The sequence below is a fragment of the Sphingomonas sp. NFX23 genome, assembly GCF_049887795.1.
GTDB lineage: Bacteria > Pseudomonadota > Alphaproteobacteria > Sphingomonadales > Sphingomonadaceae > Sphingomonas.
Genome location: NZ_JAGEKH010000002.1, coordinates 404,202 through 422,591 on the forward strand (window position 1 = coordinate 404,202; position 18,390 = coordinate 422,591).

Sequence of the window (18,390 nt, forward strand, 5' to 3'; positions counted from 1 at the left end):
CGCCCGCCCCTATCTTCTCGGAATGGCCGATCTCTTCGCGGGCTTCGAACCCGCCGCCCCCACTGAAACGCATCCCGAAAACGCGCCGCTTGCCGACCGCCTGCGTCCTCGCACGCTGAACGAGGTGGTCGGGCAGGATCACATCACCGGCCCCGAAGGCGCGATCGGGCGAATGGTGTCGGCGGGGCGATTGTCCTCGATCATCCTGTGGGGCCCGCCCGGCACCGGCAAGACCACCATCGCGCGGCTGCTCGCCGACGCGGTCGACCTGCGGTTCGTCGCGATCTCGGCGGTGTTCTCCGGCGTCGCGGATCTCAAGAAGTCGTTCGCCGAAGCACGCGAGCACGCCAAGATCGGCAAGCGGACCTTGCTGTTCGTGGACGAGATCCACCGCTTCAACCGCGCGCAGCAGGACGGTTTCCTTCCCTATGTCGAGGACGGCACGGTGACGCTGGTCGGCGCGACCACCGAGAACCCCTCGTTCGAACTCAACGCCGCCTTGCTCAGCCGCGCGCAGGTGCTGATCCTCGAACGGCTCGGCCGTGGCGCGCTCGAACAATTGCTCGACCGCGCCGAGACGGAGATGGAGCGCCCCCTCCCCCTCACCCCGCCCGCCAAGGATGCGCTGATCGCCAGCGCCGACGGAGACGGCCGCTTCCTGCTCAACCAGGCGGAGACGCTGTTCTCGGTGAACCTTCCCGAACCGCTTGATCCGGCCGGGCTGTCGAACTTCCTGCAACGCCGCGTCGCGGTGTACGACAAGGATCGCGAGGGGCATTACAACCTGATCTCCGCGCTCCACAAATCGATCCGCGGGTCGGACCCGCAGGCCGCGCTCTATTATCTCGCGCGGATGCTGACCGCGGGCGAGGAACCGCTGTTCCTGCTGCGCCGCCTGACCCGCGCCGCGGTCGAGGATATCGGCCTCGCCGACCCGCAGGCGCTGGTCCAGTGCATCGCCGCCAAGGACACCTACGACTTCCTCGGCAGCCCCGAAGGCGAACTCGCGATCGCGCAGGCCTGCGTCTATCTCGCCACCGCGCCCAAATCGAACGCAGTCTACAAGGCGCAGAAGGCAGCCTGGAAATCGGCGCGCGAAACAGGCTCGCTGATGCCCCCCGCGTCGATCCGCAACGCGCCGACCAAGCTCATGCGCGATATCGGCTACGGCAAGGGCTATGCGTACGATCACGACGCGGAGGATGCGTTCTCGGGCTCGGATTACTGGCCTGACGAGATGAGCGCGCAGACCTTCTATACGCCGACCGAACGCGGGTTCGAGAAGCGCCTGTCGGAACGGCTCGCCTATTGGGATGGCCTGCGCGCGGAAAAGAGGTCGTGAAGGATTGGGCTGCGGTCGCACAGTATGCACTGTCGCTGCCCGAGACCCAGGCATCGACCTCGTACGGCCAGCCCGCGATCAAGACTTGCGGCAAGATGTTCGTCAGCGCCGGCCATGTCGATGGCAGCTTCCACGTCCGCAGCCCGCATGACGAGAAGGCCGTCCTGATCGCGACCGATCCCGACAGTTTCTGGCAGACGGCGCATTACGAGACCTGGCCCGGCCTGCTGGTCCGCTACGGAACGCATGATCCCGAGCGCGTTGCCCACGTGATCGCCCGCGCGTGGTGGGATCAGGCATCGGCCAAGCAGCGAAAGGCGTATGGCGATCGCCCCTGACCGCTTCGGCCATTTCGCCGCGATCGACTGGTCGGGCGCGGTCGGTCCCCGGCAATCGGGGATCGCCGTGGCGATCTGCGCGCGCGGGGCCGCTGCACCGACATTGGTCACAGCCGAAGGCGGCTGGTCGCGCACCGCCGCGCTCGATTGGCTGGCGAACGCGATGCCGCCGGATACGCTGGTCGGGCTCGATCTCGGGCCATCGCTTCCGTTCATCGACCAGGACGCGTTCTTTCCCGGCTGGGCAGAGAGTCCGGCAGATGCGCGCACGTTGTGGGCGCTGGTCGAGCGGATTTGCGCGGACGATCCGCATCTGGGGGCCAGCAGCTTCGTCGATCATGACGAGGTTGCGCGGCATCTGCGTCGCCACGGCGGGCGCAAGGGCGAGTTCTTCGAAGGGTCCGGCCGGCTCCGCGTGACCGAGGAAGCACAGCGGCGGCAGGGATTGAGCCCAACCAGCAACCTCAACCTCGTCGGCGCGGCGCAGGTCGGCAAGTCGAGCCTGACCGGGATGCGCGTGCTGCACAGGCTGGCCGGCCACGTGCCGGTCTGGCCGTTCGATCCCGTACCGTCCGAGGGTTCGGTGATCGTCGAGATCTACACCACGATCGCCGCGCGCGCCGCCGGCATTCGCAAGGGGCTCAGCAAGATCCGCGACGCCGCCGCGCTCGACGTGGCACTGGGCGTGATCGGCAGCGCCTCGCACGCACCCCTCGCCCGCTACGACGACCACGCCACCGACGCGATCCTCACCGCCGCTTGGCTCCGCGCCTACGCCGATCGCCCCGAACTCTGGCACCCGGCAGCGATGACATCGCATATCGCGCAAACCGAGGGCTGGACCTTCGGCGTATCTTGAAGCATGGGGCGATTACGCCTGACGCGAACGGGCCGGTTTAGCTCAGTTGGTAGAGCGCCAGTTTTGTAAACTGGATGTCGCGGGTTCGATTCCTGCAACCGGCACCATTTCCGACTTCTGATCAACGATGTGCAGCCACCTGCGTAGCATCGCTCGGTAGCGCTCGAGCTCGAGCTCCAACACCAGCATCCCCAGACAAAAAAAATCCCCCGCGCCCGAAGGCACGGAGGATCTTCGGCGTCCGTGGCTCGCGTCGACCGACACGAGCCAGCGTTGGATCAGAACCGGACGGTCGCACCCACGGCCAGGTTGCGGCCGAGCGAGTCGTAGCGCTGCGGGATCGTGTTCGTGCGCGCGAGGGCGACGTTGTACGAGTCCGGAACGATCGGCGCGCTCTTGTCGAGCAGGTTGTTCGCGATCAGGCGGAGCGAGAACTGCTTGTCGATCGCGAAGTTGAGCGCGAGGTCGAAGTAGCTCTTCGGCGAAACACGGTAGTAGCTGGTCCGTGCGCGCGCGTCCGTGCCGCCGATCGCCTCGTCGCCCGAATTGTCAGCATTGGTCAGCGAGCCGACATAGCGCCAGTTGAACGAGGCGCTGAAGCCGCGGTCGAGCGTGGTGTAGGTCGCGCGCAGGCCGTGCGACCATTTCGGGATCAGCTGGCCACAACCGTTGCCGTAATACCCGGCGCAGTTGCGCTCCGGCTGGACCGGCGAGTCCTGGCCGCCCGCGAACGTCGTCAGCGACCCGTTGAAGTTCCAGTCGATCTTGCCGGCGCTGGCGAGGTCGAGCGTGTACTGCGCCTGGAAGTCGTAACCGCGGGCGATCGACGTGTAATAGTTCGTCGTGCCCTGGCGAATGAAGCCGGTGGTCGGGTTGCTCCCGGCCGTCGAATACAGCGTACCCGTACCCGGATTGCGGACGATACCCTGGCAGAAGAACGCGTCGCCGTTCGAACGCTGGCAGCCATCGGTGTAGTAGCTGTAGTCGTTGTAGCCGAGCGAATCGTTGATCTTGATCTGGTAGCGATCGACCGAGAACACCAAGCCCTTCACGAACCGCGGCTTCACGATCAGGCCGTAGGTCTGCGTGTAGGCGGTCTCCGGATCGGCGGTGTAGCCACCCGAGCGCACGGTGCATGCCGCCGAGCCGTTAGGCGCGGTGCCGTTGCTGCACAGCAGGGTCTGGCTGCCGTAGAGCGCATCGGACAGGCCGGTTGCACGGCACACTTCGCGCGACGCGATCGGCGCGCCGTAGGTCACGCCATTGGCGCCGTTGACGACCGTCGGTGCGCAGAAATCGTTGAACGTGCCAGCGCCGCCCGACGCGAAATCGACGTTGGTCGCCTGGCGGATTTCGGTCACCGTCGGCGCGCGCTGCGCCTTGTTGAACGAGGCGCGGAACGTCAGGTCGCTGACGGGGGCGTAGATGCCCTCGACCTTCCAGGTGTTGAACGTGCTCGGGTTGCTGCTGTACTTCGACACGCGGTAGCCGCCGTTCACCTGCAACAGGTCGGCGAAGCGCTTGTGCTCGACCAGCGGCGCCTGGACCTCGATATTGGCCTCCCAGACGTCCTGCTTCAGGTAGCTGTCGGTGCCGCCCAGGCCTGCGCGATACACGCTGTCGGCGGTCGATTTGAGCGTATCCTTGCGATATTCCGTGCCCAGCGCGATCGCGACGCCCTGCTCGGCGAACGGCGAGGTGATGCCGTATTTGCCGAGGTCGCCGGTGACGTTGGCCTGTACGTCGTACAGCGTACCGGTGGTCGCCGCCGTGCCCTGGTCATACAGATAGTCGATGAGGGCCGGATTGGTATTGCCCGCGCTGAACGCGTCGAAGGGAACGCAGGCAGGATCCGTGGTCGTTGCGCAGGTCGGTGCGGCGCGCGTGCCACCGACGTTGATCGAGTTTCGCAGGTTGGTCGCGTTGACGAAGCTCGGCGTGTAATCCTGGTGGTTGCGGGCATAGACGCCGCCGACGTCATAGGTCCACGCGCTGCCGACCTTGCCGCGGACGCCGCCGGTCAGGCGAACACCGGTGTTCAGATACGCGTCGGGCTGATCGTTGCCCTCACCAAGACGATAGCGAAGATCGATCGGTGCCGTCGCCACCGTGCCAGCCGCAGCACCGCAGATCGCGGTCGCCTGCGCACCCGACAGGAACGGGTTGTTGCAGTTCACCTGGACGGAGCCACCGGCGATCGCCGGATAGTTGTTGTACGACTTGTCGCGGAACCAGATGCCCGACGCATACAGCTCGGCGTCGGGTGCGATGTCGAGGCTGACGAAGCCACCGGCGTTCACGCGCTCGGATGGGCGCTGATACGCATAATTGCTGAAATAGTTCGAGGCGTTGCCGGCACCCGGACCGAACGGCACAAAAGTACGTGTGACGTTCGGGTTGTTGACGAGCTGCGCGTTGGCGTTCGCACCGCTGAGCGGCGTGATGAGGCCGCTTGTCGAGCTGCTCGGCGTGAGGCCGCACGACAGCGGCGCGTTCAGGCTGGTCTGCGTCAGGTAGCAGCCCGAGTTGGACCGAGCCGACAACAGCACCTCGTCGGTGTGCTTGTAGTTGACGAAGCCGTTGATACGCAGCGCGCCGTCGAACAGCTTCTTGCCTGCGGTCAGCGTGACGTCGGCACGACCGCCATCGTTGGTCAGGCCGCGCGGGCTGCTGAAGCCTGACGAACGCGCCAGCGACGACACGACGGTGTCCTTGTTGTTGTGGTTGTAGAAATTATAGTTGCCGTCGAGCTGGATGCCTTCGAAATCCTTTTTCAGGACGAAGTTGACGACGCCCGCGACTGCGTCCGAGCCGTAGACCGACGATGCGCCGCCGGTCAGCACGTCGACCCGCTCGAGCAGCGACGGCGGGATGATACCGACGTCCTGGCCGTTCTGCGTGCCGAGGCGCTTGCCGTCGATCAGGACCAGCGTGCGCTCGAACCCGAGGCTGCGCAGCTTGATGCGCTGGCGACCGTCGGAGTCGTTATAGGTCTGCTGGCTGTCCGGCGCGATCTGCGGCAAGCGGTTCAGCACGTCCTCGACGTTGACCGCCGCCTGTGCGCGGATGTCCTGCGCGGTGACCGAGGTGATCGGGGCGGCCGACGTCATGTTCGGACGCTGGATGCGCGATCCGGTGACGACGATCGTGTCGTCCTTCGTGTCGGGATCGACGGCAGTGGTTGCGGTGGTGGCATCCGCCTCGACCTTGGCTTCGGCGGGCGTGCTCGCGGCAGCCTGGGCGGGCGTCACGGCCTGCGCGGGCACGTCCTGTGCGAATGCCGTGGTAGCGGAAAACACGAGAGATCCGACGAGCGCGATCCGCGAAACAGAATGGCCGAAGTTCATACCTACCCCTAAAAAAGCCCGGTTGCGTGATAGCGCTATACCGGTTGCCCGTACTGGTTTGGTCAAAACACGTCGTCAGTCAATGCCGAAGCAATACCGGTCTAGAACATTTGCGTTGGAATGTTGCAAATCGGCGTCACTACTGGCGGTCGACATCTCGTTGCGATAGCGTGCACACAAGAACGCAAGGGGGATCTGATGGAGAACACGCGACGGTCGTTGCTCGCCGGCTTGGGCGGCCTGGGCATGATACCATTCGTAGCGACTCGGGCCTCTGCCCGATCGGGTGCCGCGACGGACGCTTCGGCGACCGGGGCCATGGTCCTGTCGACCTGGGACTTCGGCGCCGCCGCCAACACGGTGGCCTTCGCGGAACTCGCCAAGGGTGGCTCCCTGATCGACGCGGTCGAGGCCGGCGCGATGGTACCCGAGGCGGACCCTACCAATCATAGCGTCGGCTATTCCGGCTATCCCGATCGCGACGGCCACGTCACGCTGGACGCCGTCATCATGGACGATGTCGGCGGCGTCGGGGCCGTCGCCGCGCTGGAGAACACGGTGCATGCGATTTCCGTCGCGCGCCGCGTCATGGAGCGAACGCCGCATACCTTCCTCGTCGGCGAGGGCGCGACGCGGTTCGCGCGTGACCAGGGATTTCCGCAACAGTCGCTGCTCACCCCGGAATCGGAAAAGGCATGGCGCGACTGGCTGAAGACCGCGAAATACCAACCCGAAGCCAATAGCGAGAACCGCATCACCCGGACGCCCGGCGGCGCGCTCGACCATGACACGATCGGCCTGCTCGCACGGACGGCCGACGGGCGGATGGCGGGCGCCTGCACGACCTCCGGCATGGCGTTCAAGATGCGTGGCCGGGTCGGCGACTCGCCACAAGTCGGGTCGGGACTGTACGTCGAGGCAGGCGTCGGCGGTGCCACCTCGACCGGGCTCGGCGAGGAAGTGACCCGCGTCGCTGGCTCGGCACGCGTCGTCGCGTCGATGCGCGGCGGGTCGACGCCGCAACAGGCATGCGAAGAGGTGGTCCGGCATATCGCCAAGCTGCGCGGCGACGCGATCCGCGGCGTCCAGGTCGGCTTCCTCGCGCTCGACACGAAGGGCAATGTCGGCGCGTTCTGCCTGCTGCCGGGCTTTACCTATGCAGTCACCGACGCGCGCGGCAAGACGACGGTGCTGAAGGCGCGGTCGCTGTTCCAGGCGTGAGCGTGCCGAAAGACATGGTGCGTGGTACCCGAACGATGCTCGAAGTCTGCGTCGAGGATCTGCACGGTATCGACACGGCGATCGCTGGCGGTGCCAATCGCATCGAACTGTGCGCGGCGCTCGGCGTCGGTGGGCTTACACCGCCCGCGTCGCTGATCCGGGCAGCGGCGGCGTCATCGGAGGTCTCCGGCGTACCCGTCCACCTCCTGGCCCGGCCACGCGAAGGCGGCTTCGTCTATACCCCGCGTGAGCAGGCGTTGATCGCGGACGACATTCGCACCGCGGCCGAAGCCGGATTGGCGGGAATCGTCATCGGCGCGCTCGATGCCGACCACCGGCTCAACCTGCCTGCGCTTGCCGCCTGGGTCGCCCACGCCAAGTCGTTGGGAGTAGCCCGCGGACGTCCACTCTCGCTGACGCTGCACCGCGCCTTCGATCTGTGCCGCGACATGCCCGACGCGATCGAGTCCGCCGTCACGCTCGGCTTCGACCGGATCCTGACCTCGGGCGGCGCCCCCAAGGCGATCGACGGCGTCACGATGCTGGCGGCACTGCACCAGCAAGCCGCAGGACGGATCATCGTGCTAGCAGGAAGCGGGGTCTCGCCAGAGACGTTGCCCGCGATCCTCGCGACCGGTGTCCGCGAAGTCCACGCCTCGTGTCGCACGGCCATGACGACCGCCGCCGATCCCGCCGAACTACGCTTCGGCTTCGCCTCGCCGGGGCGCGCAGCGACGAACCGCGACGCGGTAGAGCGACTGGCGAACATGGTGGCTGGACATCCGGCGCTTGAATAATACCAATCCATAACTTACTCAAACCGGTCTGGGTCGGGGGGCCTCTCGCTCCTCGCCGAACGCCAATCGAAGCGAGCCGCCATGCACGACGCCACTCCGCCTCCGCTAACACCCCCGCCGATTGCGGAAACCGCGACGCTGATGTTCCGCGAGGCTGCGGAATCGTCCGAGGCCGTCGCGCGGATGCTCGCGACCAACGCCGCGGCGTTCGCGGCGCTCGGTGCGCGTCTTCGTAGCGCCCCGCCCGCCGTCGTCGTGACCTGCGCGCGCGGCTCGTCGGATCACTCGGCGGTGTACGGCAAGTATCTGATCTGGACGAAGACCGGTATCCCCGTCGCCGCCGCGGCGCCTTCGATCGTGTCGATCTACGACGCACCGCTCGGCGCGCGGAACACGCTGTGCATCGCGGTATCGCAGAGCGGTCGCAGCCCAGACCTGCTCGCCGCAGTCGCCGCGCAGAAGGCGGCCGGCGCGCATGTCGTCGCGTTCGTCAACGACGAGACCTCGCCACTCGCCGAAACCGCCGATACGCTGATCCCGCTGTATGCCGGACCGGAAAAGTCGGTCGCGGCGACCAAGTCCTATATCTGCTCGCTCGCCGCCTTCGCCGCTTTGACCGCGGAATGGGCGGACGACGATGCGTTGCGTAGCGCGGTTGCAGCGCTCCCCGCAGACCTCGCACGCGCCTGGGCGCTCGACTGGTCGGCCGCCGTCGCACCGCTGCGTACGGCGACCAATCTGTTCGTAATCGCCCGCGGCATGGGCTTCGGCATCGCCAACGAGGCGGCGCTGAAGATGAAGGAAACCTGCGCGCTACACGCCGAATCGTTCAGTTCGGCCGAGGTCCGCCACGGCCCGATGCAGCTGGTCGAGGACGGCTTCCCGTTGTTGGCTCTCGCGACCTCCGATGCGGCCGGGGACGGCGTGCGCGATGCGGCGCGCGAGTTCGCCGAGCGTGGCGCAGGCGTGTTGCTCGCCGACGCCGGGCTCGACGGCAGCAGTGACGACGGCGTCCTGCCCGCGCTAAAAGCGCATCCGGCGATCGAGCCGATCCTGATGATCCAGAGCTTTTATCGCATGGTCAACGCCCTCTCGCTTGCTCGCGGGTTCAACCCCGACGCACCGTCGCATCTCAGCAAGGTGACGCGCACGTTATGACGATCTTCCGGTTTTCGAATGGCCATGTGGTCACCCCCGCGGGCGTCCTGAACGACGCGACGATCGTCGTCGAGGACGGGCGGATCGCCCGGATCGACAACGCAACCTCTGACCAGGCCGTGGATCACGCAGTCGATCTCGACGGTGGCTGGCTCATGCCCGGCTTCGTCGATACGCAGGTCAACGGCGGCGGCGGCGTGCTGTTCAACGATACGCCCACGGTCGAGGGCATCGCCGCGATCGGCGCGGCGCATCGGCCGTTCGGCACCACCGCGTTCCTGCCGACGCTGATCAGCGACACGCCCGACGTGATCGCGCTCGCGCTCGACGCGGTCGACGCGGCGATCCTCGCAGGCGTGCCCGGTGTGCTCGGCATCCATATCGAGGGCCCGGTGATCAGCCCGGCACGCAAGGGCATCCACGACCCCACGCGCTTCCAGGACCTCGATGACGCGCTGCTCGCGCTGCTGACTCGCCCCCGTCTCGGCCGGGTCATGGTGACGCTCGCACCCGAGCGCGTAACCGCGGCACAGATCGCGACGCTGACCGCCGCCGGCGTGCTGATCAGCATCGGCCATAGCGATGCGGACCACGCCACCGCGAGTGCCGGGATGGCTGCCGGGATCACCGGCGTGACGCATCTGTTCAACGCGATGTCGCCGCTGGTCCATCGTGCCCCAGGCGTGGTCGGCGCGGTGCTCGACGACCAGGCGGTGTATTGCGGGATCATCGTCGACGGCTTCCATGTCGACGACGCAGTGCTGCGGATCGCGTTGCGCGCACGGCCGCACGACCGGTTCATGCTGGTATCCGACGCGATGCCCTGCGTCGGTGCGGCCGAGAAGTCTTTCGTGCTGCAAGGCCGCGAGATCCATGTCGAGAATGGCCGCTGCGTCGGCGCCGACGGCACGCTGGCAGGCTCCGATCTCGACATGGCGGGCGCGGTCCGCAACACCGTAGACCGCCTAGGCGTCGCACCCGAGGTCGCCGCGGCGATGGCGGCGACCTATCCGGCGGCGTTCCTGCGGCTGTCGCAGGAGCGCGGCACGTTGCAGGTCGGCCGTACCGCCGACTGGGTCGTGCTCACCCGCGACCTCCATCCAGTCGGCACATGGATCGGCGGGGCAAGCGCGGCCTGACCGCTTCTACCCCGCTTTTGCCCCCCTCCCTTTCCGGCATCGAGCCCTCCCCTTCTGGCATCGAGAACGCACCCATGGCCTCCATCCTCCTGACCGCGCCGATGCAGGGCTGGGCAACGCCGATCGACGAAGTCCCCGACGCCGTGTTCTCGGAGCGGATGCTGGGGGACGGCGTCGCGATCGATCCGACCGGCGACTGCCTCTACGCTCCTTGCGCCGGCACCGTGCTGACGCTGCTGCCGAGCGGCCACGCGATCACGCTCGCCACGCCCGAGGGTGCGGAGATCCTGATCCACATCGGGCTCGACACGGTCGCGCTCGGCGGACGCGGGTTCAGCCCGTGCGTCGCGGTCGGCGACACGGTCGAGCGCGGCGCGCCGCTGATTCGCTTCGACCTAGACCTGCTGGTGCGCGAGGCCCGCGCGGTCGTCACGCCGATCGTTGTCGTGAACCCTGACCGGTTCAGCATCGTCCACGCCGTCTCCAGCGAACTGGTCGCGGTCGGCGATCCGCTGATGACGCTCGAACCCAGCGACGCGGTCGCACGTCGCGAAACGAACCGAGACGGCGCGACGCACGAGCGCACGGTCGTCGTGCCCCTCCCCCACGGTATCCACGCTCGCCCCGCCGCCCGCCTAGCGGCCACCGCCAAGCGCTTCGACGCCGACGTGACGCTCGCATCCGGCGACAAGACCGCCAACGTCCGCAGCCCGATAGCCCTGCTCGCCCTGGCAATCCGCCACAACGAGACGATCATCGTGACGGCAGCCGGCGCCGATGCCTCTGCGGCACTCGCTGCCATCTGCGACCTGATCGAGAGCGGCATGGACGAGCCGGCCGAAGCCCCCGTCCGCACGCCCGCCGTCGCCGCCTCGCCATCCCGCCCCGCAGTCGACGGCGCGCTGACCGGCGTCACCGCGGCACCCGGCCTGGCAATCGCCCGCGCCCGCTGGTTCCGTCCCGCCGACATCGTCGTCCCCGAACACGGCGAAGGCATCGCCGTCGAAGAGGCACGCTTCGATGCGGCGGTCACAACGCTATCGACCCGGTTCGCCGAGCGCGCCCGCAGCGCAACCGGTCCCGAACGCGCGATCGTCGAGGCGCATGCGGCCATGCTCGACGATCCCATGCTCCACGAAACGACGCGCAGCGGCATCGCGCGCGGCGAGGGCGCCGGTCATGCCTGGCGTAACGCGATCCGCCCGCAGGCCGACGCGTTGCGCACCAGCACCGACCCGCGGCTCGCCGAGCGCGCCGACGACATGCTCGATCTCGAACGCCAGTTGCTCGCGCTAATCGCCGGCGTCGAGACCATGCCGCTGTCGTTCCCGCCGGACACGATCCTGCTCGCGGACGACCTGCTGCCGTCGCACGTCCTGTCGCTCGACCGCGCGAACATCGTCGGTTTCTGCGTCGAGCGCGGGGGCCCGACCTCGCACGTCGCGATCCTCGCCGCGACGATGGGCCTCCCCGCGCTGGTCGCGATCGGCGCGCAGTTGAACGCCGTCACCGACGATACGCCCGTGATCCTCGACGCCAGCGAAGGCCTGTTGCGGATCGATCCCGACGCCGACACGCTCGTCGCCACGCAGGTGCGGATCGTCCAGGCGCAGGTCCGCCGCACCGAAGCCCTCGCGCGGGCGAGCGAACCCTGCCGCATGGCCGACGGCACCCGGATCGAGGCGTTCGCCAATCTCGGCGCGCTCGGCGATGCGCACCTCGCGGTCGATAACGGCGCGGAAGGTTCGGGCCTGTTGCGCACCGAATTCCTGTTCCTCGAACGCGATGCCGCGCCGACGGTCGCCGAGCAGACCGCCGATTACCAGGCGATCGCCGACGCGCTCGACGGCCGTCCGCTGATCGTCCGACTGCTCGACATCGGTGGCGACAAGCCCGCGCCGTATCTGCCGATGGCGCCGGAAGAGAACCCCGCGCTAGGCCTGCGCGGCATCCGCGTCGGCCTTGCGCACCCGCAGATCCTGGAGGACCAGGTTCGCGCGATCCTGTCGGTAAAGCCCGCCGGGCAATGCCGCATCATGGTGCCGATGATCGCCAGCCTCGACGAACTGCGCGCCGTCCGCGCGGTGGTCGACCGCGTCGCCGCCGAGATCGGCATCGGCGATCGCGTGCCGGTCGGCGTGATGATCGAGACTCCCGCCGCCGCCGTCACCGCCGACCTGATTGCTGCGGAGGCCGATTTCCTGTCGGTCGGCACCAACGACCTCACCCAATACACGCTGGCGATGGACCGCGGCAACGCGGCCGTCGCGAGCGGGATCGACGGGCTGCACCCCGCCGTCCTCCGGCTGATCGCGCAGACCTGCAAGGGCGGCGTGGTACATGGCCGCTGGACTGGGGTATGCGGAGGGCTCGCGTCCGACCCGCTCGCCGTCCCCATCCTGATCGGGCTCGGTGTTACCGAACTCTCGTCCGCACCGGCGCTGGTGCCCGAGATCAAGGCGCTGGTCGCCACGCTGACGATGGAGGCGTGCCGCACGCATGCCGCCGCCGCGCTGCAATGCGGGTCCGCCGCCGACGTCCGCTCGCTCGCCCGGGAGTTCACCGCATGAAATCGATCCTCGAAGCCCTCCAGCCGCTCGGCCGCGCGCTGATGCTGCCGATCGCGGTGCTGCCGATCGCCGGCCTGCTGCTCCGCCTCGGTCAGCCCGACCTGCTCGACATCGCCTTCATCAGCGCGGCGGGCGACGCGATCTTCTCGCACCTCGGCCTATTGTTCGCGATCGGCGTCGCCACCGGGTTCGCGCGCGATGGCAATGGTGCCGCGTGTCTCGCCGGCGTCGTCTGCTTCCTGGTTGCGACCGAAGCGGGCAAAGTCCTGATCACCGTCGCACCCGATGTGTCCGCAGGGCTGACCGGCGTCTCCGCCGACCTCGCGATCGCGGCGTGGAAGGCCAAGGCGATGGCGCGGCTCGACGTGCCGATCGGCATCCTGTCGGGGCTCGCGGGCGGGACGCTCTACAATCGCTATTCGACGATCAAGCTGCCCGAATATCTCGCCTTCTTCGGTGGACGCCGGTTCGTGCCGATCGTCAGCGGCGTGGCCGGCCTCGTGCTCGCGGCGGTATTCGGCTTCGGTTTCTCGCTGCTGAGCCAGGGCGTCGACCAGTTGAGCGTCGCGATCACCGGCAGCGGCGCGATCGGCGTGTTCGTGTTCGGGCTGCTCAACCGCCTGCTGCTCGTCACCGGGCTACACCATTTGCTCAACAACATCGTCTGGTTCGTCGCCGGCGATTATCACGGCACCTCGGGCGATCTGCGCCGCTTCTTCGCAGGCGATCCGTCGGCGGGAATCTTCATGGCCGGCTTCTTCCCGGTGATGATGTTCGGCCTGCCCGCCGCGTGCCTCGCCATGTACCATTCCGCCAAGCCCGAGCGCCGGAAAGCGGTCGGCGGCATGCTGCTCAGCCTCGCGCTCACCTCGGCGCTGACCGGCGTCACCGAGCCGATCGAGTTCAGCTTCATGTTCCTCGCGCCCGTGCTCTACGCGGTGCACGCGGTGCTGACCGGCCTGTCGATGGCGTTGATGGACCTGCTCGGCGTCAAGATGGGCTTCGGCTTCTCGGCGGGGCTGCTCGATTACGTGCTCAACTTCGGCAAGGCGACGCGACCGCTCGTCCTGCTCCCGGTCGGCGCGGTGTATTTCGTGCTGTATTACGGGCTGTTCCGCTTCTTCATCCGCAAGTTCGACCTCGCGACGCCCGGACGTGAAGCCGAAACCGTCGCCGCGGTGGCCCCCCCCACGGCAGGCGGGCGCGGTGCGGCGTTCGCGCAGGCGCTCGGCGGCGGGGCGAACCTGACCACGGTGAGCGCGTGCACGACGCGATTGCGGCTGATCGTCGTGGACCAGTCCGCGGTCGACGATGCCGCGCTGAAGGCACTCGGCGCCCGCGGTATCCTGCGCCCGTCGAACTCCGCACTCCAGGTCGTACTCGGGCCGATCGCCGACGTCGTCTCGATGGAAATTCGCGATGCGCTGGCGCTGGGTGGCGATGTGGCGATCAAGCCTGCCGCGCTCATCGTGTCGGACTCGATCGCCCTCTCATCCGTAACCGAGCGCGCACTCGGTGGGGCAGCAAACGTCTTGGCCACCAGCCGTCACACCGGGCGACTGCGGGTCCAACTGGGCGATCTCGCGCTTGTGGACGATGCGGCACTGGCAAAGCTCGGTATCCGCGCGATCGCCCGCCCCGCGCCAGGCCAACTTCACGTACTCGCGACCGACGCAGTACTGACGACGCTGGCCTGCTAGACCACTGATCCTCCCCCGCCAGGGGGAGGTGGCTGGCACTTGACAGACGGAGGGGGAGGTAAGGGAAACGCCTGTTCCGTGTCCTCCCCCTCCGTCACCTTCGGCGACACCTCCCCCTGGCGGGGGAGGATTTAGCCGCATCAGCGCGCCCGCGGTTCCAGCGACACCGGACCGACGACACCCGAAACGCCATCCGCAGCCGCTTCCACCACCAGCACGATCTGGCGCACGCCGCCGCCCGCCGGCAACGCCGCCTCGAGCGGCCCCGCCTCTGCGCCGGTCTTCGACGCTAGCCGCCGGCCATCGACCCACAGCTCGGCCTTCCCCGCGATCGCGGCGAACCGGATCGTGCCGCCCTCCGCACCGATCCGCCGCCACGGCGTCACGCTCGCACGGTAGAGCCGCCAGCGACCCTCCGCCGCAGCCTGGACCGGCGTGCCGCTACGCACGAACGCCCAGCTATTATTGTCCCCATCGATCGGCGCCAGCGCAGGATCGGGGCGCGCGGCGAACGCCGGCGAGCGACGCCACTCGCGGATAGCCTGCCCACCATAGGTCGCGGCCATTTGTGCGCGCGGTGCGATCGCCGCCCGGTCGATCACCAGCCGCGCCGGCTTCAATCCTGGTGCAGTCGCGGTCATCACGATCCGCCCTCGGCCCGTTCCCGCCTGCACGATGACTTGCGCCAGCCCGTTGAACAACGACCGCGCATTGCCCTTCTCCGGCTCATGGCTGTTCGGATCACCATTACCGACACCGATGATCGCCGCGCCATCGACCGAGAACTGCGTCGGCAGGTTCGCGGTAGGTACGTGGCGCCCGGCGGCATCGACCGCATCGATCGTCACCGGCTGCGTATCCTCGTCGTCGCCCGCCATCACGGTCCGCGCCGGGGTCAAGCGCAGCGCAACCGGCTTGCCGACGGTCTCGTGCGCGGCTGTCGAGACGACCTTGCCGCCGCGCAACGCGATCACCTCGATCCGCCCCGGCGCATAGGGCACGCTGAACTCGTTGCCCATGATCCGGTCGACCGCCTGCTCGCCGAACTTCCGCCCGTTAAGCCGCAACGCGACGCGCTCGGCGTTGCTCATCACCAGCACCACGACCGGCTGCCCCTCGCGTCCCGGCCACGTCCAGTGCGGCGTCAGGCCGACGACCGGCACGTCATCGACCCAGTGCGCGCGGTGGATGTCGAACGCAGTCTTCGGGAACCCGCACAGATCGAGAATGCCGAAGAAACTGGAGATCGTCGGCCATTCGTGCGGCGTCGGTTCGCCGTGATAATCGAACCCGGTCCACACGAACCCGCCCGCGACGAACGGGCGATCGGCGATTTTCTTCCACGTCGCGCGGTGCGTATCGCCCCAGCTCGCCGCCTCGACGTCGTAGGACGACTGGACATGCGCGGCCGGATCGCTCGCGAAGGCGCCGCGCGTTTCATAGGCGCTGGTATCCTCCGAGCTCGTCATCGGCTTGGTCGGGTTGAGCTGGTGGAACCGGTCGTAGTCGCCCTGGTAATAGTTGAAGCCGACCACGTCGAAAATGCTCGACACGTTGATCGGATCGAAGAACGCGCCGTTCATCGCGCCCGTCACCGGTCGGCTGTCGTCGAGCGCATGCGCCGCGTGCGCCATCCGCCGCAGCATCTCGACGCCCGCCTCGGTGCCCTGCATCGGCTCCTCGTTGAACACCGACCACAGGATGACGCTCGGATGGTTGCGATCGCGGCGGACCATCCATTCGAGCTGCGCCATGTAATCGGGCGCGGGATTGAACTGGCGGTTCTCGTCCATCACGACGAAGCCCATCGCGTCGCACAGGTCGAGCAGTTCGGCGGCCGGCGCGTTGTGCGAACAGCGGATCGCGTTGCAGCCCATCGCCTTCAGCCGCTCCAGCCGCCAGCGCAACAGCGCATCGGGGATCGCGGTCCCGACGCCGGCGTGATCCTGGTGCAGGCACACGCCCTTCAATTTCACCGACCGGTCGTTGAGCAGGAAGCCGCGGTCCGCATCGAACCGGATCGTGCGGAAGCCGACCGGGATACGCCGCTCATCGACGATCGCCCCGTCGCGCAGGACGTGCGTCACGACGGTATAGAGCGTCGGCGCCTCGATCGACCAAAGGCGCGGCGCAGCCATGGCCAGCGTCAATGCCGCAGTCGCGCGCTCCAGCGGCAGCACCGTCGCAGCCGCCTGCGCCCCCGCCACGCGCTTGCCCTCGGGATCGAGCAGCGCGACATCCACCGTCACGCCGACCGCCACGCGATCGATGCTGCCGAGCTTCACTTCAACCGGCACGCTCCAGGCGTCACCCGTGCCGCGCCTCGGATCGCAGTGAACGCCGTCGGTCACGATCGCCACTGATGCGCGGCGGATCAGCCACGCATGGCGATAGATCCCCGCGCCTTCGTACCACCAGCCCTCCATCGCCTGCGCATCGACGCGCACCGCGATGACGTTGAGGTCGTCGCCGAACCGCGCGAACGGCGTCAGGTCGATCTCGACGCTGTTATAGGCCGACCAGTTGTGCGCGACGACGCTGCCATTGACCCAGACCGTGGCGTTGGTCGCGATCCCGTCGAACTGCAGCCCGATCGTCTTGCCGCGGTCCGCCGGATCGAGCCGCAGCGTCCGCCGGTACCAGCCGATTCCCCGCGCGCGGAAGCCCTGCGACACGCTTGCGGTCTTCACGAACGGCTGCGCGGAGGCCCAGTCATGCGGCAAGCGGACCGACTGCCAGTCGGAATCGTCATACGCCATCGCCGCAGCACCGAGTGCGTTGCCCGCCTTCACGCTCAGATACGTCGCGTTGTGGCCTTCGGGCGGTGGCGCGATCACATCGCCCTCGTGGAACAGCCACCCGCGCTCGATCAGCGTCCGCGACGGATCCTGCACCAGCGCGGGCGACGGCAAGGTCCGCGTCGGCTGCGGCATGGGCAGCGCGCCGGCACTGCCCTGCGCCTTGACGCTAGCCGCAAACCCGGCCTCGATCGGCCCCACGACCAGAGAGGCACCGGCGCCCGCCGTGCCAACAAGAAGCTCACGTCGGTTCATCGAATGCTCTCGGTAAAGGTCAGATATCGGCGAGTTCGGCGACGAAGTCGTACGCATCGCCGCGGTAATAAGAGCGCGTGAACTCCGCGGCCCGGCCATCGCGCAGGAAGCCCCGTCGCTCGATCAGCAGCCCGGCATGGCCCGCATCGACGCCCAGCATCCGTGCATGCTCGCCCCCGAACGGCACCGCACGCAGGCGTTGCAGCGCGCGCACCGGCCGGCTCCCGGCGTTCTCGAGCGCGGTGTAGAGCGAGTCATCGACCACCTCGACCGACGGCAGGCAATATCCCGCGATCGTCGAGAATTCGAGCGCCATCGCCTCGTCGTCGGCATAGCGTATGCGGTTGAAGCGGAACACTGCCGCCCCCGGCGACAACCCCAACGCCATCGCCTCCTCCGGGTTCACCTGCCCCGCCGAGCGCGAGATCCAGCTGCTGCTCGACGTGCGGCCCCGCGCCGCCATGTCCTCGCTGAACGACGACAGCTTCGAGAAGCTCTTCTCGACGCGCCCGGCGACGAACGTCCCCGCGCCCCGCCTGCGCGTGAGAAGCCCCTCCTCGACCAGTCCGCCGATCGCTTTGCGCACGGTGATCCGCGATACGTCGTACTCGATCGCGAGATCGCGCTCGGCCGGGATCGCATTGCCTTGCACCAACAGCTTCTCGCCGATCGCGTTGCGGATCAGTTCCTGCAACTGGAGGTAGAGCGGCGATGGATTTCCCTTGCGAAAGCGTCCGATGTCATCGGAAAACGCCATGTATTCCCCCTCCGACCGGCAGCTCAAAGCGAGCCTTGCCGCGTCCCTTATGGTAGCGTAGCCAAGGACCGTGTGGTCGGCAACCAGACTAAATCCATGGGCCATATTG

General features: G+C 67.8%; 12 protein-coding genes and 1 tRNA gene. 10 read left to right on the forward strand and 3 right to left on the reverse strand.

The features are described 5' to 3' along the window. The first annotated feature begins 22 nt into the window (after positions 1–22). From J4O76_RS05865 to J4O76_RS05880, 4 genes are all read left to right on the forward strand, one after another. Positions 23–1,342: a replication-associated recombination protein A gene (locus tag J4O76_RS05865; RefSeq protein WP_426280803.1), complete on the forward strand. Its 1,320-nt coding sequence runs from the start codon at positions 23–25 to the stop codon at positions 1,340–1,342. Next, positions 1,339–1,680 (forward strand): MmcQ/YjbR family DNA-binding protein, encoded by a 342-nt coding sequence (locus J4O76_RS05870; RefSeq protein ID WP_426280804.1) that lies wholly within the window; start codon positions 1,339–1,341, stop codon positions 1,678–1,680. Before J4O76_RS05865 ends, J4O76_RS05870 begins: the two co-directional genes overlap by 4 nt. Beyond that, on the forward strand, positions 1,664–2,539 hold the full coding sequence (locus J4O76_RS05875; RefSeq protein WP_426280805.1) for a hypothetical protein: 876 nt from the start codon (positions 1,664–1,666) through the stop codon (positions 2,537–2,539). Before J4O76_RS05870 ends, J4O76_RS05875 begins: the two co-directional genes overlap by 17 nt. A gap of 31 nt (positions 2,540–2,570) precedes the next feature. Continuing rightward, positions 2,571–2,646 (forward strand) — tRNA-Thr (locus J4O76_RS05880). Between the two features lie 171 nt (positions 2,647–2,817). On the opposite strand, the gene J4O76_RS05885 is transcribed toward J4O76_RS05880, so the two are convergent. Further along, complete coding sequence (locus J4O76_RS05885; protein ID WP_426280806.1) at positions 2,818–5,838, reverse strand: TonB-dependent receptor domain-containing protein; 3,021 nt, start codon at positions 5,836–5,838, stop codon at positions 2,818–2,820. Positions 5,839–6,084: 246 nt separating this feature from the next. On the opposite strand from J4O76_RS05885, the gene J4O76_RS05890 reads away from it, so the two are divergent. The 6 genes from J4O76_RS05890 to nagE all read left to right on the forward strand — a co-directional run bounded on the left by J4O76_RS05890 (position 6,085) and on the right by nagE (position 14,471). Further along, positions 6,085–7,107: a N(4)-(beta-N-acetylglucosaminyl)-L-asparaginase gene (locus tag J4O76_RS05890; protein WP_426280807.1), complete on the forward strand. Its 1,023-nt coding sequence runs from the start codon at positions 6,085–6,087 to the stop codon at positions 7,105–7,107. Between the two features lie 2 nt (positions 7,108–7,109). Then, positions 7,110–7,904, forward strand: a complete 795-nt coding sequence (locus tag J4O76_RS05895) for a copper homeostasis protein CutC (protein ID WP_426280808.1) — start codon at positions 7,110–7,112, stop codon at positions 7,902–7,904. An 81-nt stretch (positions 7,905–7,985) separates the two neighbouring features. Continuing rightward, entirely contained in the window at positions 7,986–9,062 is a 1,077-nt protein-coding gene (locus J4O76_RS05900; protein WP_426280810.1) for an SIS domain-containing protein, read from the forward strand. After that, a complete protein-coding gene (gene nagA / locus J4O76_RS05905; protein WP_426280811.1) occupies positions 9,059–10,201 on the forward strand; it encodes an N-acetylglucosamine-6-phosphate deacetylase in 1,143 nt (380 codons plus the stop codon). Before J4O76_RS05900 ends, nagA begins: the two co-directional genes overlap by 4 nt. Positions 10,202–10,275: 74 nt before the next feature. Then, entirely contained in the window at positions 10,276–12,771 is a 2,496-nt protein-coding gene (gene ptsP, locus J4O76_RS05910) for a phosphoenolpyruvate--protein phosphotransferase (protein WP_426280812.1), read from the forward strand. Continuing rightward, positions 12,768–14,471: an N-acetylglucosamine-specific PTS transporter subunit IIBC gene (gene nagE / locus J4O76_RS05915; RefSeq protein WP_426280813.1), complete on the forward strand. Its 1,704-nt coding sequence runs from the start codon at positions 12,768–12,770 to the stop codon at positions 14,469–14,471. Before ptsP ends, nagE begins: the two co-directional genes overlap by 4 nt. A 140-nt stretch (positions 14,472–14,611) precedes the next feature. Here the strand turns inward: nagE and galA are convergent, their stop codons facing one another. Both galA and J4O76_RS05925 read right to left on the reverse strand, forming a co-directional pair. After that, positions 14,612–17,524 carry a beta-galactosidase GalA gene (galA, locus tag J4O76_RS05920; protein ID WP_426280814.1) on the reverse strand — a complete coding sequence of 971 codons (2,913 nt, stop codon included), beginning with the start codon at positions 17,522–17,524 and terminating at the stop codon, positions 14,612–14,614. Between the two features lie 19 nt (positions 17,525–17,543). Next, complete coding sequence (locus tag J4O76_RS05925) at positions 17,544–18,281, reverse strand: GntR family transcriptional regulator (protein ID WP_426280815.1); 738 nt, start codon at positions 18,279–18,281, stop codon at positions 17,544–17,546. Positions 18,282–18,390: the final 109 nt, after the last annotated feature.